Annotated in this window: 20 protein-coding genes, 1 tRNA gene and 4 pseudogenes; 16 read left to right on the top strand and 9 right to left on the bottom strand. The window is 58.6% G+C overall.

What is annotated here, in order from left to right; genetic code table 11:
- Position 1: 1 nt before the first annotated feature.
- Positions 2-2,195: pseudogene (gene katG, locus C8024_RS04435) on the bottom strand (catalase/peroxidase HPI).
- Between the two features lie 271 nt (positions 2,196-2,466).
- On the opposite strand from katG, the gene C8024_RS04440 reads away from it, so the two are divergent.
- The 6 genes and pseudogenes from C8024_RS04440 (at position 2,467) to queE (ending at position 7,427) form a co-directional block, all read left to right on the top strand.
- Positions 2,467-3,651 carry an aspartate aminotransferase family protein gene (locus C8024_RS04440; protein ID WP_173203118.1) on the top strand — a complete coding sequence of 395 codons (1,185 nt, stop codon included), beginning with the start codon at positions 2,467-2,469 and terminating at the stop codon, positions 3,649-3,651.
- On the top strand, positions 3,648-4,574 hold the full coding sequence (gene argF / locus C8024_RS04445; protein WP_173203120.1) for an ornithine carbamoyltransferase: 927 nt from the start codon (positions 3,648-3,650) through the stop codon (positions 4,572-4,574). The genes C8024_RS04440 and argF overlap by 4 nt, the downstream gene beginning before the upstream one ends.
- A complete protein-coding gene (locus C8024_RS04450) occupies positions 4,574-5,476 on the top strand; it encodes an Hsp33 family molecular chaperone HslO (protein ID WP_173203122.1) in 903 nt (300 codons plus the stop codon). The genes argF and C8024_RS04450 overlap by 1 nt, the downstream gene beginning before the upstream one ends.
- Before the next feature lie 146 nt (positions 5,477-5,622).
- Positions 5,623-6,030 (top strand): hypothetical protein, encoded by a 408-nt coding sequence (locus tag C8024_RS04455; protein ID WP_100094708.1) that lies wholly within the window; start codon positions 5,623-5,625, stop codon positions 6,028-6,030.
- Positions 6,031-6,100: 70 nt separating this feature from the next.
- Positions 6,101-6,787 (top strand): 7-cyano-7-deazaguanine synthase QueC, encoded by a 687-nt coding sequence (gene queC / locus C8024_RS04460; RefSeq protein WP_173203124.1) that lies wholly within the window; start codon positions 6,101-6,103, stop codon positions 6,785-6,787.
- Positions 6,784-7,427, top strand: a pseudogene (queE, locus tag C8024_RS04465) (7-carboxy-7-deazaguanine synthase). The gene queC and the pseudogene queE overlap by 4 nt, the downstream one beginning before the upstream one ends.
- A 4-nt stretch (positions 7,428-7,431) precedes the next feature.
- On the opposite strand, the gene C8024_RS04470 reads toward queE, so the two are convergent.
- Positions 7,432-7,704 (bottom strand): hypothetical protein, encoded by a 273-nt coding sequence (locus C8024_RS04470; protein ID WP_100094711.1) that lies wholly within the window; start codon positions 7,702-7,704, stop codon positions 7,432-7,434.
- A gap of 50 nt (positions 7,705-7,754) precedes the next feature.
- Entirely contained in the window at positions 7,755-8,405 is a 651-nt protein-coding gene (lipB, locus tag C8024_RS04475; RefSeq protein ID WP_173203126.1) for a lipoyl(octanoyl) transferase LipB, read from the bottom strand.
- 72 nt (positions 8,406-8,477) lie between these two features.
- Between lipB and C8024_RS04480 the strand changes: the two genes are divergently transcribed.
- The gene (locus C8024_RS04480) at positions 8,478-8,903 is read left to right on the top strand and encodes a hypothetical protein (protein WP_173203128.1); all 426 of its coding nucleotides are present in this window, start codon (positions 8,478-8,480) and stop codon (positions 8,901-8,903) included.
- Positions 8,897-9,217, top strand: coding sequence for a hypothetical protein (locus C8024_RS04485; protein WP_173203130.1), 321 nt, complete (start codon positions 8,897-8,899; stop codon positions 9,215-9,217). Before C8024_RS04480 ends, C8024_RS04485 begins: the two co-directional genes overlap by 7 nt.
- Before the next feature lie 4 nt (positions 9,218-9,221).
- On the opposite strand, the gene C8024_RS04490 is transcribed toward C8024_RS04485, so the two are convergent.
- The 3 genes and pseudogenes from C8024_RS04490 to C8024_RS04500 form a co-directional block, all read right to left on the bottom strand.
- Positions 9,222-9,800, bottom strand: coding sequence for a GNAT family N-acetyltransferase (locus tag C8024_RS04490; protein WP_173203132.1), 579 nt, complete (start codon positions 9,798-9,800; stop codon positions 9,222-9,224).
- A 10-nt stretch (positions 9,801-9,810) separates the two neighbouring features.
- Positions 9,811-10,667, bottom strand: a pseudogene (hemF, locus tag C8024_RS04495) (oxygen-dependent coproporphyrinogen oxidase).
- Positions 10,664-11,122: a tRNA (cytidine(34)-2'-O)-methyltransferase gene (locus C8024_RS04500; RefSeq protein ID WP_217271993.1), complete on the bottom strand. Its 459-nt coding sequence runs from the start codon at positions 11,120-11,122 to the stop codon at positions 10,664-10,666. Before C8024_RS04500 ends, hemF begins: the two are co-directional and overlap by 4 nt.
- A 176-nt stretch (positions 11,123-11,298) precedes the next feature.
- Here C8024_RS04500 and petA point away from each other — a divergent pair, with 176 nt between their 5' ends.
- From petA to C8024_RS04515, 3 genes are read left to right on the top strand one after another with little or no spacing between them, the layout of a single operon-like run.
- Positions 11,299-11,862, top strand: a complete 564-nt coding sequence (gene petA / locus C8024_RS04505) for a ubiquinol-cytochrome c reductase iron-sulfur subunit (RefSeq protein WP_100094716.1) — start codon at positions 11,299-11,301, stop codon at positions 11,860-11,862.
- A gap of 14 nt (positions 11,863-11,876) precedes the next feature.
- On the top strand, positions 11,877-13,145 hold the full coding sequence (locus tag C8024_RS04510; protein ID WP_100094717.1) for a cytochrome b N-terminal domain-containing protein: 1,269 nt from the start codon (positions 11,877-11,879) through the stop codon (positions 13,143-13,145).
- Positions 13,146-13,164: 19 nt separating this feature from the next.
- Entirely contained in the window at positions 13,165-14,019 is an 855-nt protein-coding gene (locus tag C8024_RS04515; protein ID WP_173203134.1) for a cytochrome c1, read from the top strand.
- Positions 14,020-14,101: 82 nt separating this feature from the next.
- Here the strand turns inward: C8024_RS04515 and C8024_RS04520 are convergent.
- Positions 14,102-15,573: pseudogene (locus C8024_RS04520) on the bottom strand (FGGY family carbohydrate kinase).
- Positions 15,574-15,689: 116 nt separating this feature from the next.
- On the opposite strand from C8024_RS04520, the gene C8024_RS22895 reads away from it, so the two are divergent.
- The 4 genes from C8024_RS22895 to C8024_RS04530 all read left to right on the top strand — a co-directional run bounded on the left by C8024_RS22895 (position 15,690) and on the right by C8024_RS04530 (position 17,337).
- Complete coding sequence (locus tag C8024_RS22895; RefSeq protein ID WP_367947146.1) at positions 15,690-16,265, top strand: FAD-dependent oxidoreductase; 576 nt, start codon at positions 15,690-15,692, stop codon at positions 16,263-16,265.
- Entirely contained in the window at positions 16,187-16,486 is a 300-nt protein-coding gene (locus tag C8024_RS22900) for an FAD-dependent oxidoreductase (RefSeq protein ID WP_367947148.1), read from the top strand. Before C8024_RS22895 ends, C8024_RS22900 begins: the two co-directional genes overlap by 79 nt.
- Entirely contained in the window at positions 16,459-17,196 is a 738-nt protein-coding gene (locus C8024_RS22905) for an FAD-dependent oxidoreductase (RefSeq protein WP_367947149.1), read from the top strand. Before C8024_RS22900 ends, C8024_RS22905 begins: the two co-directional genes overlap by 28 nt.
- Positions 17,197-17,263: 67 nt before the next feature.
- Positions 17,264-17,337 (top strand) — tRNA-Gly (locus tag C8024_RS04530).
- 9 nt (positions 17,338-17,346) lie between these two features.
- On the opposite strand, the gene C8024_RS04535 is transcribed toward C8024_RS04530, so the two are convergent.
- Positions 17,347-18,960 carry an FAD/NAD(P)-binding protein gene (locus C8024_RS04535; RefSeq protein WP_367947147.1) on the bottom strand — a complete coding sequence of 538 codons (1,614 nt, stop codon included), beginning with the start codon at positions 18,958-18,960 and terminating at the stop codon, positions 17,347-17,349.
- A 297-nt stretch (positions 18,961-19,257) separates the two neighbouring features.
- Between C8024_RS04535 and C8024_RS04540 the strand changes: the two genes are divergently transcribed.
- Entirely contained in the window at positions 19,258-20,334 is a 1,077-nt protein-coding gene (locus tag C8024_RS04540; protein ID WP_217271991.1) for a sensor histidine kinase, read from the top strand.
- Between the two features lie 19 nt (positions 20,335-20,353).
- Here the strand turns inward: C8024_RS04540 and C8024_RS04545 are convergent, their stop codons facing one another.
- Positions 20,354-20,758: a response regulator gene (locus C8024_RS04545; RefSeq protein ID WP_100094722.1), complete on the bottom strand. Its 405-nt coding sequence runs from the start codon at positions 20,756-20,758 to the stop codon at positions 20,354-20,356.
- Between the last annotated feature and the right edge of the window lie 365 nt (positions 20,759-21,123).

Here is a 21,123-nt window from a genome sequence, read left to right on the forward strand (position 1 = left end):
ATCAGGCCAGATCGAAGCGCCCGGCGTCCATGACCTTTGCCCAGGCCGCAACGAAATCTTCTACAAATTTCCGTTCATGGCCGTCTTCGGCGTAGACTTCGGCGACCGACCGCAGTTGCGAATTCGATCCGAACACCAGATCGGTCCGCGTCGCGCGCCACTTCTCTTCGCCCTTCAGACGGCATTTGCCGATGAAAAGTTCGTCAGCAGACTCGTCGACAACTTCCCAGACCGTGCCCATTTCCAGCAGATTGACGAAAAAGTCGTTGGTCAGCTGTCCGGGACGATCGGTGAATACGCCTTCGGTCGGCGCGCTCGAATGGTTGGCGCCGAGAACGCGCAGACCACCGACCAGTACGGTCATCTCGGGGATCGAGAGATCGAGCAGGTTTGCCCGGTCGACCAATATATCTTCGGTCTTCACGCTCGCCTTGGTCTTCAGATAGTTGCGGAAACCGTCGGCAAAGGGCTCGAGCGGTTCGAAGCTTTCGCCATCGGTCTGCTCTTCCGTCGCGTCACCGCGGCCCGTCGTGACCGGAACGCTGATGTCGAAGCCGGCATCCTGCGCTGCCTTCTCGACCGCCGCGCTGCCCGCAATCACGATGGCGTCGGCCATCGACAGCGAACCGCGCAACGCGTCGAGCTTGGCCAGCACTTTTGCTAGCTCTTCCGGATCATTGGCTTCCCAGTCCTTTTGCGGAGCAAGCCGGACGCGCGCGCCATTGGCACCGCCGCGATGGTCGCTCTTGCGATAGGTTGACGCCGAAGCCCAGGCTGCCTTGATCAGCTCGGAGACCGACAGACCGCTGTCGAGCACCTTCGCCTTGAAGTCCGCAACCGCGCTTGCGGAAGCCGGCGTTCCGGCGGGGACAGGATCCTGCCAGATCAGATCCTCTGCCGGAACTTCGGGGCCAAGATAGCGGACCTTGGGTCCCATGTCGCGATGGGTCAATTTGAACCATGCGCGGGCAAAGGCATCGTCCAGCGCTGCCTGATCGTCGCGGAAACGTTCGGAAATCTTGCGATAATCCGGATCGCGCTTCAGCGCCATGTCGGCGGTGGTCATCATCGTCGGAACCTTTTTGACGGATCACGCGCGTCGGGCGCCATATCCTCGGGGTCCGGATTGACCGGCTGCCATTGCTTGGCCCCGGCGGGCTGTCGACCAGTTCATAATCATATTTGAACAACAACCGGAAATAGTCGCCACCCCATTGGGTCGGGTTCGGCGTCCAGGCGCCTTCGAGACCGGACGTCGTAATATGGCCTTCACCTATCTGCTCGGGGTCGGTTGCCCAGCCGAATCCCATCAGGTGCAGATCGCCCGATTCCGGATCGCCGCTAAGCTGATCGGGTGGAACAGCGCCGTGGCATTTGCCAAAGGCGTGGCCGCCAGCGGTCAGCGCGACGGTTTCCTCGTCGTTCATCGCCATGCGCGCAAAGGTTTCCTTCATGTCGCGTGCCATGCCCTCGGCATCGTGCGGATTGCCGCCCGGGCCTTCCGGATTGACGTAGATGAGGCCCATCTGGATGGCCGCCAGCGGGTTTTCCATCGCTTTGCCCTCGTCGGGGTTTATCCGCGTCGGGACGCCTTCGTTGACCCATTGTTCTTCCGAACCCCAATAGACGTCTTTCTCGGGCTCATAGACATCCTTGCGACCGCCACCGAAGCCGAAGACCGGACCGCCCATGGATTCGATCGCGACATTTCCGGTCAGGACGAACAGGTCAGCCCAGCTGATATGCTCGCCATATTTCTTCTTGATCGGCCAGAGCAGACGCCGCGCCTTGTCGAGATTGCCGTTGTCGGGCCAGCTGTTGAGCGGAGCAAAACGTTGCTGCCCGCTGGACGCACCGCCGCGCCCGTCGCCGGTGCGATAAGTGCCGGCTGCGTGCCAGGCCATGCGGATGAAGAAGGGGCCATAATGGCCATAATCCGCCGGCCACCAGGGCTGACTGTCGGTCATCAGGGCTTTCAGATCGTCTTTCAGCGCCTGATAGTCTAGCGCGTTGAACGCTTCGGCATAATCGAAGTCGGGACCCATGGGGTCGGGCGAAGTGCCGCCCTGGGTCAGAATTTCCAGCTGCAGGGAATCGGGCCACCAGTCACGGTTGGTTCGCCCGAGGAGGCTGCGCACTCCGCCTTCAAAGCCCATCGGGCAACCTTCAGGGGAACCGGTTGTTTTCATATCCATTTGAACATCTCCTTTTCTGGTGCTGCTTCTGCGTCGCCAGTCACCGATGCCATTGCCTACTATAGGGCAATGGTCCCGCTAAATGAATTCTCCCTGTCTCTGTGATCAGAATAGTCACTCAGGTTGATCGGTCATGACATAGCGGTCGCTCTATTGTACCACGATTGACCGGCTTCATGAAGCGGCATATAAGGGTGGCCTGTTTCGGAAGGCGGCCAGTCGGGTCGCCTTTTCTATTTTGTTCAAGTCCCGTTTTCGGAAGGAAGATAAGATGACGATTACTCCGCTCATGCCCGTATATCCCCGGTGCGGTTTTCGTCCTGTGCGAGGCGAGGGTGCCTGGCTGATTTCCGAGGACGGTTCGCGGGCGCTGGACTTTGCCAGCGGCATTGCGGTCAACCTGCTTGGTCATGGTCATCCGCACCTGACGAAGGCAATCCAGGATCAGGCTGCGACCCTTATGCACGTCTCCAATCTCTATGGCAGCCCGCAAGGCGAAAAATTCGCCCAGCGGCTGGTCGACACAACGTTTGCCGATACGGTGTTTTTCACCAATAGCGGCGCGGAAGCAGTGGAATGCGCGATCAAGACCGCGCGCGCCTATCATCAGTCGGCGGGCAGCGACCGGTTCGAGATCATCACGTTCAAGAACGCCTTCCACGGCCGGACGATGGCGACCATCTCGGCCTCTAACCAGGAAAAGATGCACCACGGTTTCTCGCCGCTGCTGGCCGGCTTCAAATATGTCGATTTTGATGATCTGGCGGGCGCTGAAGCGGCAATCACGGACAAGACCGCTGCCTTTCTGGTCGAGCCGATCCAGGGTGAGGGCGGTGTACGGCCAGCGTCGGACGAATTCATGAAGGGCTTGCGCGCCCTTGCCGACAAGCACGGTATCTTGCTGGCGCTCGACGAGGTGCAATGCGGCGTGGCCCGCACCGGCGCGCTTTACGCTTACGAGCTTTACGGGATCAAGCCGGATATCGTCGCGACTGCGAAGGGCATTGGTGGCGGCTTTCCGCTCGGCGCATGCATGGCAACCGAAGAAGCCGCACGCGGCATGGTGCCCGGAACCCACGGTTCGACCTATGGCGGCAATCCGCTGGCGATGGCAGCCGGTAATGCGGTCTGGGATATCGTGGCCAATGACGAATTTCTCGAAAATGTCCGGGCCACCGGCGACAAGCTGCGTGCAGCGATCGAGCAGTTTATCGGCAATTATCCCGAGCTGTTCCTGGGCGTTCGGGGCAAGGGCCTGATGCTCGGTATCATGATGACGCAGGAGGCGCGCAGCTTTGTGGCCCATCTGCGGGACAATCACGGCCTTCTGACCGTGGCGGCAGGGGACAATACACTACGGATATTGCCGCCGCTCAATATCGATGACAGTCACATCGCGACGTTCATCGAGAAACTGTCCGCTGGCGCGGCCGATTATGAGGCACCTGCATCATGAGCCGGCATTTCCTGAATCTTTCCGACGCGGGCGGGGATGCCATTGCAGCGATGATCAGTGACGCGATCGACCGCAAGGCAGCGCGTGCCGGTTTCCCCAAGGGCAAACCGGATGCAGACCGGCCGCTGGCCGACCATGTGCTGGCGATGATCTTTGAAAAGAGCAGCACGCGAACCCGCGTGTCCTTCGATATCGCTATCCGCCAACTCGGCGGTTCCAGCATCGTTATGGACAGCGGCTCGATGCAACTCGGACGCGGCGAAACCGTGGATGATACGGCCAAGGTCCTTTCCCGCATGTGCGACGCGATCATGATCCGCACCGACGATCATGCGAAAATCGAGGAAATGGCTGCCAATGCCAGCGTGCCGGTGATCAATGGATTGACCGATCTTTCACATCCCTGCCAGATCGTTGCCGACCTGCTGACGCTGGTCGAACACGGAAAATCGCTGCCGGGTCTGGAAATTGCCTGGCTGGGCGATGGCAATAATGTGCTCAACAGCATCGTCGAAGGTGCGGGACTGATGAAATATAATGTCCGGATCGGCTGTCCCGAGGGCTATGATTCCGATCCCGAATTCATCAAGAAGGCACGCGACGCCGGCGCGAACATCACGATTCACCGCGACGAGAATGAAGCCGTAGCCGGCGCCGATGTCGTCGTGGCCGACACATGGGTATCGATGGGGCAGGAACATGCGGAAGCCAAGCTTGAAGCGATGATGCCCTATCAGGTCAATGATATGATCATGGAGCAGGCGAAAGCGGATGCCCTGTTCCTGCACTGTCTGCCTGCCCACCGCGGCGAGGAAGTCATGCCATCGGTTATCGACGGTCCGCAATCGGTGGTATGGGACGAGGCGGAAAACCGGATTCATGCGCAGAAGTCGGTTCTTCGCTGGTGTTTCGGCCAGATTTGATGGTGGAAGTAGCGCTCACCGACAGCATCCTGTCCTTCGCGATTCCGGGAAAAAACTGTCGTGGTCGCGTGGTTCGTCTGGGCCCCGCTCTCGACGATATACTGGCAGCGCACAACTATCCGCCCCTGATCCGCGACATATTGGCGGAAGCCGTCTGCCTGACCGCGATGCTCGGCGCGCTGATGAAGGAAGAGGGGTCGCAACTGACCTTGCAGGCCCAGACCGAGGCGGGCGTGATCAGCCTGCTCGCCTGTGACTATAAGGACGGTGCCTTGCGCGGCTATGTCCAGTTTGACCGCGAGCGGCTCGCCGCCCAGCCCGTCGAGCCCAGCCTGATGGCCCTGTTCGGCAAGGGCTATCTCGCGATCACCTTTGACCTGCCCGAACCACGGGGCCGCAACCAGGGCATCGTGCCCCTGGAAGGGTCCAGCCTGTCGGAGGCCGTGCAGAATTATTTCTTCCAGTCCGAGCAGATCCCGACTCTGATCCGCGTTGCCGTCGAAGAGATACAGGGCAATATCTCGGCCGGCGGCCTGTTGGTACAGCATCTTCCCGAAGGAGAGGAAGGCCGCGAACGGCTGCACGCCAAGCTGGATCATCCGGAATGGGAGCATGTCGCGATCATGGGTGGCAGCATCCAGCCGGCGGAACTGACCGACAGGATGCTTCCGCTCAAGGACATTCTCTGGCGATTGTTCAGCGAGAGCGACGAGGTGAGAGTTTTGAGCGGTAAAGCGTGCGTTAAGGGATGCCGCTGTAATGAGGACCATATCCGGGACGTGATCGCACGTTTCCCGAAAGAAGATAAGGAAGATATGGTCGACGATCTGGGTAATATCGCGATAGACTGCGCATTTTGCAGCAGGACGTTCACGATCACGGGGACCAGCCTGAACAACTGAATGCCGTCGAAAATAAGGCAATCACGCCCGATTGTCGGAAAAATCCTATCGATGGACATATTTAGCGACAATATTGGCCGTAATTCAGGATTATCACCAGATTCACCATGAGCAATCACGCAAACCAACATGACGGGAAGATTTCAATGAAAGGCATGAAACTGATCAAATCCATCAGCGCAGTTGCCGCCGTCCTGTCGGGCTTTGCGATAGCGGCGCCCGCACAGGCGCCTAAGATGCTCCTGCTCGACGGGCTGACCGCGGGCGAATGGACGCTCAAGGAACGTGGTTCCCGGGGGCCGGGCAAGAAGGTCTGTCTCGGCAACCCGGAATTGCTGCTGCAAATCCAGCATGGCAACGCCAATTGCACCCGCTATGTGATCGAAAATGACCCGAAGAAGCTTCGCGTGAGCTACAAATGCGGTCCCGCCGGCCATGGCGTTACCGAAATCAAGAAGGAATCCAGCACTTTGGTGCAGATATCATCCCAGGGCTTTCGCAATAGCGATCCCTTTTCCGTCGACTTGGAGGGCCGCCGCACAGGCAGCTGCTAGGTCCTGAACCTGGGCCCGGCCAGCGCGCAATACTTGCGCCGCGGGGGCAAGGTCATTAGCGGGGCGCATCATGACTTCCGAATCGAAAACAGCGATCATATTATTGTCCGGCGGACTGGACTCGATGGTATCCGCGGCGATCGCCGCCGAGCAGGGCTATCGGCTCATTGCGCTTACCATCGACTATAACCAGCGCCATAAGGTCGAACTGGAATCGGCCCGGACAATTGCATCGAAACTCGGCGTATCGGAGCATATCGTGCTTCCGCTTGACCTGAGCCGCTTTGGTGGCTCGGCGCTGACGGCGGATATCGATGTGCCGAAAACCGGTGTGACCGATGATATTCCGGTAACCTATGTTCCCGCTCGCAACCTCATTTTTCTCTCGCTGACCCTCGGCCTGGCCGAAGCTCGCAATGCCCGCGATATTTTCATCGGGGTCAATGCCCTGGACTATTCCGGCTATCCGGACTGCCGGCCCGAATTTATCGAGGGGTTCGAACGGCTCGCGGATCTTGCGACCAAGGCGGGTGATCAGGGCAGCGGCTTCCACATCCGGACCCCGTTGCAGCATATGACCAAGGCCGATATCGCGAGCGAGGCCATCCGGCTCGGGCTCGACCCGGCCTGGAGCTGGTCCTGCTACGACCCGACCGAAGACTATCTGCCCTGCGGCCTGTGCGACAGCTGCCGCTTGCGGCAAAAGGGTTTTGAAGAAGCCGGCATCGTCGACCCGACCCGATACGCAATATCATGAGCTATGCGGTCAAGGAACGATTCCTGACGCTGCAGGGCGAGGGCGTCCACGCGGGTCGCCGGGCAGTGTTCGTCCGCTTTGCCGGCTGTAACCTCTGGTCTGGGCTGGAAAGGGATCGCGCCGCGGCAATCTGCCAGTTTTGCGATACTGATTTTGTCGGGATGGACGGCGAAGGTGGTGGACGTTTCCACTCTGCCGATGATCTGGCAGCAGCCGTTGCCGAAACATGGGGTGAGGCGCGCGATTCGCGGTTCGTGGTGCTGACCGGTGGCGAACCGATGCTGCAGGTCGACGATGCCCTGATCGACGCGCTGCACGCCGAGGGTTTTTCATCGCCATCGAGTCGAATGGCACGCTGCCGGTACCACGCACGATCGACTGGATCTGCGTCAGCCCTAAGGCGCAGAGCGAAACGGTCCAGCGGTCCGGTGACGAACTGAAGCTGGTCTGGCCGCAGGACGGCAGCGACTGGCAGGAGATGCAGGACTGGGACTTTGCCAATCTGCTGCTGCAGCCGAAAGACGCTATTGCCGACCCGTCAGCCAGCCAGGCCCATCTCGAACAGGCAATTGCCTTCGTGCAAGCCCATCCGAAATGGCGGCTGTCGCTACAGACTCACAAGATTCTCGGGCTGGCCTGACAGCCTATTCCGCAGCTTCTGCTTCCGAATCTCCGGTGGCGGTCGATGCAGTATCCTCTTTCTTGGCAGACGAATCGCCCGTTTCCTCGCCGGTCGCGTCGACTTCCGTGATCGTGTCGACATCGACCATATCATCGCTGATCGTTCCATCGATAACATCGACATCGTCCATCCGGGTTTCCGTGACCTCGCCGGAATCGGGCGCGTCATTGCCCGAACAGGCCGAAACGGCCAGTGCGGCCACAGCGACTGCTGCAATTCTCGTGAATGTGATCATGATCTCGTCCTCTTCTCGTCATGGGGTAACCGCATTGTCATAGCCCGCAATCAGCCGCGATCAATCGCCTTGAGAAAGGCGCCAACGGTTTTCTGCAACGCTTCATCAAATTCCTGAAGCTTTATCGCGATGCCCAGTTGGGCAAGGCTGGTCACCGGATATTCGCTGATACCGCAGGGAACGATTCCGCTGAAATGGCTGAGATCCGGATCGATATTGACCGAGAAGCCGTGCATCGTCACCCATTTGCGGATCCGGATGCCGATCGCTCCGATCTTGGCCTCCTGTCCGTCCGGCGTATCGCACCAGATGCCGACACGGCCCTCCACAGCCCGCGCTGCAACGCCAAATTCTGCCAGCGCAGCAATCACCCAGTCTTCCAGCGCGTGGACAAAAGCGCGCACGTCACCGTTGCGTCTCTTCAGGTCGAGAATCACATAGCCGACCCGCTGGCCCGGACCATGATAGGTATGCCGGCCGCCGCGCCCGGTGTCGTAAACGGGAAAGGCCTGGCTGAGCAGCTCCGCCGGATCGGAACTGGTGCCGGCGGTATAAAGCGGCGGATGCTCCAGCAGCCAGATCAGTTCCTTGTCTTCTCCGGCCCGGACCGCCGCGTTGCGCCGTTCCATCTCGGCCAGCGCTTCGGGATATGCGATCTTTTCCGGCGCGACGCGCCATTCGATGTCATTGGGATCAATCATAGAAATTTCGTGCACTTTTGCTGGTCAGGTGGCAAGAGCTTGCGATACGGAAATGAATTTGGGAACGGAAAAATGAAGCTCGACTATATGCAATGCTGGAATGGTGCGATGGCCCTGCTCGCGGCGCATAAAGAGGCCGTTATCGCGATCGCCGGGGTCTTTCTGTTCCTGCCGACCTTGTTGTTCGCCCAATATGTCGCTCCGCCTATCTTGACCGGCGAAGAAGATTCCAATGCGCTGATTGCCATCTATATGGCCTATTTCAACGACAATGCGCTCGCGATTCTGGCATCCAATCTCGTGATGAGCTTTGGCGCGCTGGCGATCTATTTTGCGCTTGTTCCGTCGCGCAGCCATACCGTAGCCGACAACCTGACCGCTGCGCTGAAATTCCTTCTGATATATCTGCTCGCCAATCTGCTTTCCGGACTGATCATCCTGCCCGGCCTGATGCTGTTCATCCTGCCCGGCCTCTATCTGGCTGCCGCCTGGTGCTGATCCCGGTTATTCTTGCCGATCATCAGGAACGCAATCCCGTGGAACTGCTCAAGCAGAGCTGGTCGCTGACCCGGGACAACGGGTTTGCAATCCTGTTTTTCCTGCTGATCATCATGGTTGTGGGAGCAATTGTCATGAATGTTCTGGAGGCACTGACCGGCATTCTGGTCGGCCTGGCCACCGGGGGCGAGGGCTGGATGCTGATCGTGAACCTGGTTTCTGCGCTGGTCGGGACCATCTTCCAGCTGATTCTCTCGGCCGCGATTGCGTCCATCTATATCGAACTGTCCGGCCGCCGGTCAGCTGCGCTCTAGCAAGCTATTTCAATATCGGTACATGCGGCGCCGCGGATTCCGGCAAATGGCCGGTCAGCCGCGGATCTTCCATGATATCGGTCTGCTGCCTGAAGATCCGGAAGCCGCATTGCCGGTAAAAGGGCAGGGCGCGCGGTGAATCCTGCGTGCAGCTATGCAGCCAGACCCGCTCGATCCCGTCTCGCCAAGCCATATTCAGCGCCTGGTTCATCATCCAGCGTCCGTGTCCCTTACCGTTCATTTCCGGCACCAGTCCGAAAAAGGCGATCTCGCACTGTCCGGCCACACGAAAATCCAGTTCGATAAAGCCGACCGGCGCTTCGTCGTCGAGAATCATCGAGATTTCGACCGCCGGATCCTCGATAATGGCCCTCAATTCGCTCTCGTCCATCAATAGCCGCGATATCCACATCCACGGTTCCCCGACCTTGCGGAACAGTGCGCAATAGTCCTCGACCGCCGGATTGGGCCAGCTTGTCAATTCGAGACCGGAGCCGGTCGCGGGCAGGACAGGCTTTTCCAGCATCTCCAGATGGGTGATGATGGTGGCGACATGGCCCGCCGGGACGTCCTGCAACGCCATGTTCAGCGGTTCAGACCCATTTGGCTTCGGGCGGCAGGCTCATCAGGATCGCATCCACGTTCCCGCCGGTCTTGAGCCCAAAGGTCGTGCCCCGGTCATAGACCAGATTGAACTCGGCATAGCGACCGCGCCACTCCAGCTGTTGCTGCTTTTCCGCATCGGTCCAGTCCATATCCATGCGCTTGCGAACGAGCTTGGGGAAAATGTCGAGAAAGGCCCGTCCGACATCCTGTGTAAAAGCGAAATGGCGATCGAAATCCGATTCGTGGTCCAATTCGATATGATCGTAGAAAATCCCGCCGACGCGCGGTGGACCTTCCGATGGGGAATATAGAAATAGTCGTCCGCCCATTTCTTGAACCGCGGATAATATTCCGGATTGTGCGCCGCGCAGGCCGAACGCAGGCGGGCGTGAAATTGCTCGGTATCTTCCTCATAGGGGATCGCCGGGTTGAGATCGGCACCGCCCCCGAACCAGCGTTTGGTCGTACACAGGAATCGGGTGTTCATATGGACCGCCGGCACATGAGGATTGGCCATGTGAGCGACGAGGCTGATGCCGGTGGCAAAGAAACGCGGATCCTCTTCCGCCCCGTTGATCTGGGCCTGGAATTCCTCGCTGAACACGCCGTCCACTGTCGAGATATTCACGCCGACCTTCTCGAAAATCTTGCCCTTCATCAGGCCCTGTGTACCGCCGCCACCGGGGCTGCCGTCGGGATTCTGCCGATCCCAGGGAATATAGTCGAAGGTGGCGTCGCTGCCCGCTTCGCTTTCGATCTTTTCAAATTCCGCACAAATCTGGTCACGCAGTTCCTTGAACCACGTCTGACTCGTAAGCTGTTGATCATCCAATCCTGAGGTCATTCCGGAAATTGTCCTGTTTGTCTAAGTGCTTCACCCAAGGCCATGCCAGCCGATACCGCGAGATTCAAGCTGCGCATACCCGCTCTCATCGGGATCGTGATTCGACCATCGCATTGCTCATGTACAGTCAGGGGAACTCCTGATCCCTCCGATCCGAACAATAGAATATCGTCCTCGCGATATGCGAATCCGTAATGCGGCGCATCCGCCTTGCTGGAAAGCAGGATAATCCTTGCCTTGCGGGAATCGACGCTTTCCCGGAACGCATTCCAGTCGGCGTGACGGGTATATTCGACATGCTCGAAATAATCCATTCCGGCGCGTTTCAGACTTCGATCGCTAAACGGAAAACCACAGGGTTCTATGATATCGACTGCGACGCCAAGGCAGGCGCAAGTCCTTAATATCGTTCCTAAATTTCCCGCAATCTCGGGTTGATACAATGCTATCCTCATGGGTCGCATACCTTGAGCGGGAAGTGAATGTTTGGTCAATCGAAAATTCCCTGTTGGCAAACCCTGTCCTTCGCGGCTATCAGGCGCGCAATTCACTGCCTGTTCAAACTGCTGTTGAGCAGTACCGGACATTCTGGCAGTCTTGGGGTCATAAATTTTCTATAGGGCTTGTTTGCATGGCAACGGTTGAAACAGCTGATACGGCAGTCGCAGAAGAAAGCGGCGTTCGCCGCCGGGACTTTATCAATATCGCAGCAGTGAGCTTCGCTGGTGCCGGGGCGGTGGCAACGGTTTTCCCGTTGGTCAACCAGATGAACCCGAGCGCCGACGTTCTCGCCCTGTCATCGATTGAAGTCGATATTTCGGCCATTGAGACCGGACAGTCGATCAAGACCAGCTGGCGCAAACAGCCGATCTTCATTCGCAACCTCACGGAAGCGGAAATTGCCCAGGCCAATGACGTTGATGTCGCCGGTCTGCGCGATCCGGAGACCCTGGCCGAGCGGACAACCCCCGGCAAGGAAAACTGGCTGATTACCCTCGGCGTCTGTACCCATCTCGGCTGCGTGCCGCTGGGTGCCGCACAGGGCGAAATAAAAGGTGAATTTGGCGGCTATTTCTGCCCGTGCCACGGATCGCATTATGATACGGCCGCCCGCATTCGCAAAGGTCCGGCCCCGACCAACCTCGTGGTTCCGGAACATGAATTCCTTTCAGATACTGTCGTGAAAATCGGCTAAGGGGCAGAAGAAAAATGAGCTTTCCTTGGGCAAAAGAATATACACCAACAACTGATTTCGGTCAGTGGATGGACAAGCAGCTGCCGCTGCCACGGTTCGTTTACAACAGCGTTGGTGCCGGCTATCCCGCGCCGCGCAACTTGAACTATATGTGGAACTTCGGTTCGATGGCCGGCCTGTTTCTGGTGGTCCAGATCGTTACCGGCATCATATTGGCCATGCATTATGCGGCCAACGCAAATATTGCCTTTGATTCCGTCGAACATATCATGCGCGACGTGAACAGCGGCTGGATGATCCGCTACGCCCATGCCAATGGCGCAAGCTTCTTCTTCATCGCCATCTATCTGCATATCGGCCGCGGCCTTTTCTACGGTTCCTACAAGGCGCCGCGCGAAATGCTGTGGTTGCTCGGTGTGGTTATCTATCTTCTTGCGATGGCCACTGCCTTCATGGGCTATGTTCTGCCCTGGGGACAGATGAGCTTCTGGGGCGCGAAGGTGATTACCGGCCTGTTTGAAGCCATTCCGCTTGTCGGCAAGCCGATCCAGGAACTGCTGCTTGGCGGTTTCGCTCCGGATAACGCCGCTCTGAACCGCTTCTTCTCGCTTCACTATCTGCTGCCATTCGTCATCGTCGGCGTTGTCATCATGCATATCTGGGCGCTGCACATTCCCGGTTCGAACAACCCGACCGGTGTTGATGTGAAGGGACCACAGGACACGGTTCCGTTCCATCCTTATTATACCGCGAAGGATGGCTGGACGATCGGTCTTGCGCTGATCTTCTTCACCGCGCTGATGTTCTTCCTGCCGAACGCGCTGGGCCATGCCGACAACTATATTCCGGCCAACCCGCTGTCGACGCCGGCTCATATCGTTCCGGAATGGTATTTCTGGCCCTGGTACGCGATCCTGCGCGCCTTCACCTTCGACTTCCTGTTCATTCCGGCGAAGCTGCTTGGTGTACTGGCGATGTTCTCCGCGATCCTGGTCTGGTTTTTCCTGCCATGGCTCGACAAGTCACCGGTTCGCTCGGGCAACTTCCGTCCGAAATTCAAGATCTTCTTCGGCATCCTCGTGATCGACGTGCTGATCCTCGGATATTGTGGCGGTGCACCGGCCGAGGAACCATTTGTGATGATCAGTCAGTTGGCCGCCGCTTATTATTTTGCGCATTTCCTGATCATATTGCCGCTGTTGTCGCGGATGGAAAAGCCCGAGCCTTTGCCGAACAGTATTACGGAATCGGTAACCGGCAAGCCACTCAACACTGCCAGCTAAGAAACAGGGACCTGTCGTAATGGTAAGATTTATCGGAATATTGGTTGGCCTGTTCTTTTCAGGCTGGCTCCTGGTCTCTTTTGCAATGGGTGCAAAAGAATATATCACAAACCCGCCCGAGGAAACGGCCGAACACGCGTTCCATCTGGAACCGAAGGATATATCCTTCAGCTCGGATGGTCCTCTGGGCAAATTTGATCGCCAGCAGCTTCAGCGCGGTTTCCAGGTCTACAAGGAAGTCTGCGCAGCTTGCCATTCCCTGCGTCTCGTTGCCTTCCGCAATATGGAAGAAATCGGCTATAACGAAGATGAAGTGAAGGCGATTGCAGCCAATTGGCCCATCCAAACGCCGGATGTTGATCCGAATACGGGCGAAATGTCGACGCGTTCCTCGCTGCCAGCTGACAAGTTCCCCAAGCCATTTGCCAATAATGTTGCGGCTGCCGCTGCCAACAACAATGCGATCCCGCCTGATCTTTCGCTGATCACCAAGGCCCGCGAAGGCGGCGCGCCTTATGTCTATTCCCTGCTGACGGGATATCAGAACCCGCCGGCCAATCTGCCGGACGCAAACCAGCCGGGACCGGGACTGCATTATAATCCCTATTTCGCGAACCTGAATCTCGCGATGGCTCCACCACTGGCGGCTGCAGACATGGTCAGCTATTCCGATGGCACCAACGCCAGCATCGAACAGATGGCCGAAGATGTGACGGCCTTCCTGATCTGGACGGCTGAACCGAAGCTGGAAGAACGGCATCAGACCGGCTGGGCGGTTCTCGCCTTCCTGCTGATCGCGACGATCCTTGCCTATCTGTCCTACCGGACAATCTGGGCCGACGTGAAGGCGGAAAAGAAGAAGAAAACAGCCTGAAGGCAAACTGCCCCGAAAGCTGATGAATAGAAAAGCCCGCATGATGTGGGCTTTTTATGTCTGCTGGCGGCGAGCTTTAAGTCTAGCTGGTCAGGACCGAACTGATCGCCCGTTTCCAGCCCGCAAGGCGGAGGTCTCTGGTCTCGGGCTCGATCGCCGGTTCGTGCACGTCCAGCCCGGATATCATCGCCGATGCGGCTTCCAGCGAGGGGTGAATTCCGCAGCCGACCGCTGCCAGCATCGCCGCGCCGAGCGCCGTGGTTTCGAAAAATTCCGGCCGTTCGACCGTGATATCAAGAATATCGGCCAGATCCTGCACCATCCAGTCATTGGCCACCATCCCGCCGTCGATCCGCAAATTCTGCCAGTCCACGCCATCGGCAGAAAACGCTGTCTTCAGGTCGTGACATTGATAGGCCATCGATTCGAGCGCGGCGCGGGCGATATGCGCCTTTTTCGATGCAAAGCTGAAACCCGAAATAGTAGCGGTCGCATCGGCCCGCCAGTGCGGCGCTCCGAGACCGGACAGGGCAGGGACCAGATAGACCCCGCCATTGTCGTCGACCGAACGCGCGAGCTCCTCGCTCTCTCCGGCGTATTTCAGCAGGCCGATATCGTCTCGCAGCCACTGCATCAGGCTGCCGGCCACGAACACCGACCCCTCGAGCGCATAGATACGGCGGCCCTGATATTGATAGAGGATAGTCGACAGCAGCCGATTGTCCGACCGTGGCGCGGTTTCCCCGCTGTTGGTCAGGATGAAGGCTCCGGTCCCGAAGGTCGCCTTGGTCTGGCCGATGTCGAGACAGGCCTGGCCGATGGTGGCGGCCTGCTGGTCGCCAGCCGAGCCGCAAATGGCGATCGGGCTGCCGAACAGTTCCGGCGCGGTGGTTCCCAGTTCCCCCGCGCAATCGACAATCCGGGGGAGCGCTTTGCGCGGAATGCCGAATAGCGCCAGCAGTTCGTCGTCCCAGTCATCGGAGTCTAGCCCCATCAGCATTGTCCGGCTGGCGTTGCTGGCATCCGTCACATGCTGCCCCCCGGTTAGCCGGTAGATCAGATAGGAATCGATCGTGCCGAAGGCCAGATTGTCTCCCGCCGCCCGCACGTCCGGCCAGTTTTCCAGCATCCACCCGATCTTGCTGCCGGAAAATAGGGATCGAGCAGCAGGCCGGTCTTTTTCTGGACCATCGGTTCGAGACCGTCGTCTTTCATGCGATCGCATGTCGCGGCGGTGCGGCGGTCCTGCCAGACGATCGCCCGGCCAAGCGGCTCGCCCGATCTCTTGTCCCAGGCGACGACCGTTTCCCGCTGGTTGGTGATACCGATCGCCGCGATCTTGTCGGCGCCGCCGGCCTTCTCGATCATTTTCTGGCTGCAGCTCAGGGTCTTCTCCCAGATTTCGGCAGCATCATGTTCGACCAGCCCGGGAGCCGGATAATATTGGGTCAGGGCTTCCTGCTGCGAGCCTTGCAGCTTGCCGTCGACACCGAACAGCATCGCCCGGGTCGATGTCGTTCCTTCATCGATGACCAATATATGCTGTGCCGCCATGTTCCGCTCCCTGATTGCGCTTTCACGCTATAAGCTGGCTTTGAAAAGGCAAGCGAAAGCAGTCTATGTTGCAATGCAACATTGCACAAATCGCCGATTTGTCTATGAGGTCGCTAATGTACGACTTGGCGATCATTGGTGGCGGCATAAATGGCGTCGGAATTGCACGCGACGCAGCGGGCAGGGGACTGAAGGTTCTGCTGGTCGAGCGGGACGACCTCGCCTCGCACACCTCGTCCGCCAGCACCAAGCTGGTACATGGCGGCCTGCGCTATCTCGAACATTATGAATTCAATCTGGTCCGCAAGGCGCTCAAGGAACGGGAAGTTCTGCTCCGCGCCGCACCGCATATCATCTGGCCGATGCGCTTCGTGCTGCCGGTCGACGAGGGCATGCGGCCCGCCTGGTTGCTGCGGCTCGGCCTGTTTCTCTACGATCATCTGGGGGGCCGCGACATATTACCGGGAACCCGAAGCCTCGACCTGCTCCGCGACCGCCGCGGCGATCCTCTGCAGAAGCGGCTCAAAAAGGGATTTGCCTATTCCGATTGCTGGGTCGAGGCGCCCGGCTCGTTTCGCTCACCGCCCGCGATGCCGCGGACCGGGGCGCCGAAATCCGGACCCGGGCGGAATGCGTCGCGCTTGATCGGGGAACCGATCACTGGAACCTGCAGATACGAGAACAAGGAGTGACCAGGACAGAGCAGGCAAAAGTCTTGGTCAACGCCGCCGGCCCCTGGGTCGACCCGGTCACCGCGCTCTACGACCGCAGCAACCACGCGGCAAAACTGCGCCTGGTAAAGGGCAGCCATATTGTGGTGAAACGCAAATATCAGGGCGACCACAGCTATATTTTCCAGAACAGCGATGGCCGCATCATTTTGCCATTCCCTATGAGGACGATTACACGCTGATCGGGACGACCGACCAGCCATGGACCTATGCCGAGGGCGAGGCAAAGATTAGCGATGACGAAATCGACTATCTCTGCGCGGCCGCCAGCGAATATTTCCTGAAACCGGTGACGCGCGAGGATATCCAGTGGACCTATTCGGGTGTCCGTCCGCTGTTCGACGACCACAGCCGCAGCGCCGCCACGGTCACCCGCGATTTCGTCTTCGACTATGACAATGACAATGGTGCCCCGGTGCTGTCGATCTTTGGCGGCAAGATTACCACCTATCGCGTGCTCGCGCTGCAGGCGATCCGCACACTTTCTGACGCCCTTGATGTCGACGGCGACGACTGGACCAAGGAAGCGCACCTGCCGGGCGGTGATTTCCGGCCCGACAGGTTCGACTCGCTGGTCGATCAATATGAGGACCGCTGGCCCTTCATCGACCGGTCGATCCTGCACCGGCTGGCCCGCGCCTATGGCACCGATACCGCCAATATTCTGGCGGATGTCACCAGCCTCGCGGATTTGGGGCAGTCTTTCGGTGCCGGCCTCTACGAGATCGAGATCCGCTGGCTGATCGACCGCGAATTTGCCTGCACCGCCGAGGACATACTATGGCGGCGGTCGAAGCTGGGATTGCACATGAACGAAGGCGAACAACGGGCCGTCGAACAATGGTTTGAACGGCAGGGTCCCTTGTCAAAGGCAAATCTCGACCTTTCCTGATTGACGGACCACAAAAGCGGTGGCAATAGCGGCGCATTCGGTCAACCTTGACGGTTGATCGGAAAATGCGGGTGTAGCTCAATGGTAGAGCAGAAGCCTTCCAAGCTTACGACGAGGGTTCGATTCCCTTCACCCGCTCCACCACCAGCCTCAGCCCGGATCCGCCCACGCGAAGCCGCTATCTGCCGGCTGCTGGCCTGCCCAATATATCGTCGGCAACGCAGCGCGCGAGGCGGGAACATTCCACCAGCCCCTGCGAAAACGGATGACGCTCGAGAAGCTGTGGCAGCGCCAGGCAGTGGACAGGACTGGCTTGCGGGCCTCGAGTTTCAGAGCAAATGGCTTTAGTACAGGCATTTCGGGCGCATGCAGGGCCTCGACCAGTCGCGGAAAGGGCAGGTCGGTCAGCGACGCCGGAGACTGCCCGCGGGCGTCCACCATGACGTCAAACGCGGCGGTACCATTTTCCGTCTCGACGATGATCTGTCCGGCCTCGTCCGCCGAGAATTCGGCCCCGTCTTCGGTCGCGACGAGTTGCAGCACACCGGCGTCATGGAGCGCAATGATCCGCGCCAGCGACAGATGCGGGACCGCCGCGTAGCAGTCGGCAAAGACCGGCATCAGATGGTCGAGGAAACGGTCATATTGCTTTTCCGGTAACTGCCGCAATATCCGGTCAAACGCCTCGTGGCCGCGGAGCAGGGCGTAGCGGTGCGGGATGGTTTCCTTGCGGCGCATCGTCTCCCGCGCGCCAGCCAGATCCCGTTTCACCGCGCGCAACCCGCCAACGTCCCGCCGACGGGCGAAATAGGCGGGCGCAAAACCTTCCACCGACCGGGCGCTGTCGGGCAAACTCGCAAGATAATCGGGGTCGGCCGCGTCCAGTTCCTCGCAGAGGAGCGCGAACACGCGATCGAGCAGGCAATCGTCTCCTTGAGCCATCTCCTGGGCAATCGCTTCGGGCGTGAGGCAGGTCAGCGGTTCATAGGGAAAGGGATAATAGAAATCGCCCTCGGGCATGATTCCCATATGCGACACCATGGTGACCTGCAGTCCGCACCCCTCATCATCGGGCAGCCAGCGAATCCCGTCACCATCCTCATCAAACGCGCCGCGCGCATGGCCAATGGCGACAACAATGTCGATCGCAGACAGCGAGGAACCCAATATGCCGATATTGTCCTGCTCCAGTCCGGTGATATTCGTATAGGGCCAGGGCGAAACCAGCGTCACACCGTCGATGTCCGGCGCATTCGGCCAATTGTGTCCCGAAGCGATCACGACTTCGTCAAACTGCTGCTTTTTGGCGGATTTCCCGTTGTCATAGAATATCGTGGCCTTCCCGGCGTCACCGGCCTCGATATCGGTCACCCGGCATTGCGTCCGAACCGCGACCCTGTGTCCGGCGCGACGGGCCTTTTCGCAGAGGTCGCCGAATTGCGAGTGGAGATATTCGCCGATCAGCACGCGCGGATAGAAGGCCCGCGCCGTCAGGTCGTGCGCCGACAATTCCCATTCGCCCAACTCGCGGGCCGGACGATCCTTCAGCCAGTCCACCAGCGGGCGAACCGGTGCCGGAATTTCGCGGCTGAAGGCGTTACACAGCATATAGTCGGCGTTGAAGGCGGGATCATAGGGCATTCCCATCCCGGCGGTCGAGGAAGCTTCGAAAATGCTGATCGACAATGGTTCGTCGCCGGACGCGAGATGTTTGAGCAGATAAATGGCCATCGGGCCGCTTCCCACGATTCCAATCTCACGCACGAAACAGTCCCTTTCAGCGGGGCGGGACGAAGCGCCATTGCGTTAAGTCGCAAATGGCGCTCATCGCCGGTACATCACAAAAGCCATATTATCTTTCAACGCCGCACCGGCCATTACGTTGCACAGCCAGCCGTCTATGATGGACAGCCTGCAGGGAAGACGGCGCGAAAATTTTCATACATGCGAAAAGATTTGGTTACATTTTTACAAAATAGACTAAATTGTTTCGCTACGCCTTTCTACCCCGCATATGTGTATCACCCGGACGTCCGACCCGGAAAACAGTGGAAGCTGATTATGCCAACCCGCAGCCAGATCAAGAATTTCAGGTTGAATGAATATAGAGACCGGCAGGCAAATGACTCTCGGCTGCAAGAGCGGGGAGCCTTGCAGCAGAGCGGTGATGCCTTTCACGCGCTGGCCGACACCATGCCGCAGATGGTCTGGTCGACCTTGCCCGACGGCGATCATGATTATTATAACGCCCGCTGGTACGAATTTACCGGCGCGCCCGCTGGTTCGACCGACGGCGAAGCCTGGGCCGACATGTTTCACCCCGACGATCAGCCGGAAGCCTGGAAAAGATGGAATCACAGTCTGCAGACCGGCGAGCCTTACGAGGTCGAATATCGTCTCCGCCACCATTCCGGCCAATATCGCTGGGTATTGGGACGCGCGCTGCCGATCATCGGTCCGGACCAGAAAATCCAGCGCTGGATCGGCACCTGCACCGATATCGAGGATGCCAAGCAGACGGCAAGCCATAACGAGATGCTCAGTCAGGAGCTCAGCCATCGCATCAAGAATATTTTCGCGATCATATCCGGACTGATCAGCATGACCGCTCGCGGGGACGAGCGGTTCCGCGAGCCGGCAGAAACCCTGAAGGGCCGGATTGCCGCCCTGGGCCGCGCGCACGAATATGTTAGGCCGCACAATGACAAGGAACAGGCAGAGCTGGGCGATGTCACAATGCAGCGTCTACTATCCGAGATATTTGCCTCTTACCCGGCCTATTCGGACGATAGACTGCAAATTTCCGGTGGCGATATTGCGGTGGGCGACAGGGCCGCAACCCCCATCGCGCTCGTTTTCCACGAGCTGGCGACCAATTCCATGAAATATGGCGCTCTGGCCGCTGATGAGGGCCGCGTGGAACTGGCGATCGTGCATGATCAGGATCTGGTGCGGTTCAAATGGTCGGAAACGGGCGGCGCTCCGATCGAGACACCGCCGACCGAGTCAGGCTTCGGTTCCAGGCTTGTGGAAATGTCGGTAACCCAGCAACTGGGTGGCAAGCTGGAGCGCTTGTGGCTGCCGACCGGTTTGCAGATCGACATGGAAGTCCAGGCCTCCCGATTAGCCGGGAGCTAGCGCTGGGAACCGGATCGGATCAGTCGAAAAGCTTCATCCGCTGCGGCGGTTCGGCATCATCCTTGTCGTTGGAGACATCTACCAGATAGTTCAGAACATCTTTCAGCACCTCGATTTCAACCGGCTTGGTAACCGCGCCCAGCGTCCCCTCGACGCCGTCACCCAGCAGCCGGGGATTGGCAGTGATAAAGACCACTTTCACGCCAAATTCATTGGCCAGCCGCGCGCCGATAATCGGTCCGGTCGGTCCGTCGCTCAGATTAACGTCGACAAGAGCGATCCCCGGCTTTTTCCTGACCAGCGCCAATGCGGATTCGGTGTCATCGGCGACACCGATACAATCATATCCGAGATTACCGACAATTTGTTCCAGCTCCATGGCGATGAGAAACTCATCCTCCACGATCATAATCTGATGGGTCATAAAAATGTTCCGCTAAAATGTATTTGCTTCCTCAACGCGGGAACCGCGAATCCGGTTCCCGGAAATGGCCAAATAATGCTTATTTCAAACGGTCGGGCAAAATCAATTGTCGATCTTCATCTCTTCCGCAACCGGAAGGAGATATCCGCCTGCTCTGCTGGTTTTCCTCCATCTGCCCATGTAAATTCTTCTGTCGGATCATGATGGGCCGCTTATCGGTTTGCTTCAGCCCGTCACAGCGTTAAGGTCCAGCCAGAGGGGGAATTTCATGAATATCGAGCTATCGAAGCGCATCAAGCCGGTCGTCCTGGCAACCGGCATAGCGGCGATGTTGGTCCCCGTGCCTGCATCGGCGCAATTGGGCG

Source organism: Sphingopyxis sp. BSNA05 (genome assembly GCF_013265645.1).
GTDB lineage: Bacteria > Pseudomonadota > Alphaproteobacteria > Sphingomonadales > Sphingomonadaceae > Parasphingorhabdus.

Bases quoted from the DNA above. Each gene is read 5' to 3' on its own strand.
- petA (WP_100094716.1), top strand. From the start codon at position 11,299: ATGGCAACGGTTGAAACAGCTGATACGGCAGTCGCAGAAGAAAGCGGC.
- C8024_RS04480 (WP_173203128.1), top strand. From the start codon at position 8,478: ATGAAGCTCGACTATATGCAATGCTGGAATGGTGCGATGGCCCTGCTC.
- lipB (WP_173203126.1), bottom strand. From the start codon at position 8,405: ATGATTGATCCCAATGACATCGAATGGCGCGTCGCGCCGGAAAAGATC.
- C8024_RS04440 (WP_173203118.1), top strand. From the start codon at position 2,467: ATGACGATTACTCCGCTCATGCCCGTATATCCCCGGTGCGGTTTTCGT.
- C8024_RS04540 (WP_217271991.1), top strand. From the start codon at position 19,258: ATGCCAACCCGCAGCCAGATCAAGAATTTCAGGTTGAATGAATATAGA.
- C8024_RS04515 (WP_173203134.1), top strand. From the start codon at position 13,165: ATGGTAAGATTTATCGGAATATTGGTTGGCCTGTTCTTTTCAGGCTGG.
- C8024_RS22895 (WP_367947146.1), top strand. From the start codon at position 15,690: ATGTACGACTTGGCGATCATTGGTGGCGGCATAAATGGCGTCGGAATT.
- queC (WP_173203124.1), top strand. From the start codon at position 6,101: ATGACTTCCGAATCGAAAACAGCGATCATATTATTGTCCGGCGGACTG.
- C8024_RS04510 (WP_100094717.1), top strand. From the start codon at position 11,877: ATGAGCTTTCCTTGGGCAAAAGAATATACACCAACAACTGATTTCGGT.
- C8024_RS04455 (WP_100094708.1), top strand. From the start codon at position 5,623: ATGAAAGGCATGAAACTGATCAAATCCATCAGCGCAGTTGCCGCCGTC.
- C8024_RS04490 (WP_173203132.1), bottom strand. From the start codon at position 9,800: ATGGCGTTGCAGGACGTCCCGGCGGGCCATGTCGCCACCATCATCACC.
- C8024_RS04500 (WP_217271993.1), bottom strand. From the start codon at position 11,122: ATGAGGATAGCATTGTATCAACCCGAGATTGCGGGAAATTTAGGAACG.
- argF (WP_173203120.1), top strand. From the start codon at position 3,648: ATGAGCCGGCATTTCCTGAATCTTTCCGACGCGGGCGGGGATGCCATT.
- C8024_RS04470 (WP_100094711.1), bottom strand. From the start codon at position 7,704: ATGATCACATTCACGAGAATTGCAGCAGTCGCTGTGGCCGCACTGGCC.
- C8024_RS04545 (WP_100094722.1), bottom strand. From the start codon at position 20,758: ATGACCCATCAGATTATGATCGTGGAGGATGAGTTTCTCATCGCCATG.
- C8024_RS04450 (WP_173203122.1), top strand. From the start codon at position 4,574: ATGGTGGAAGTAGCGCTCACCGACAGCATCCTGTCCTTCGCGATTCCG.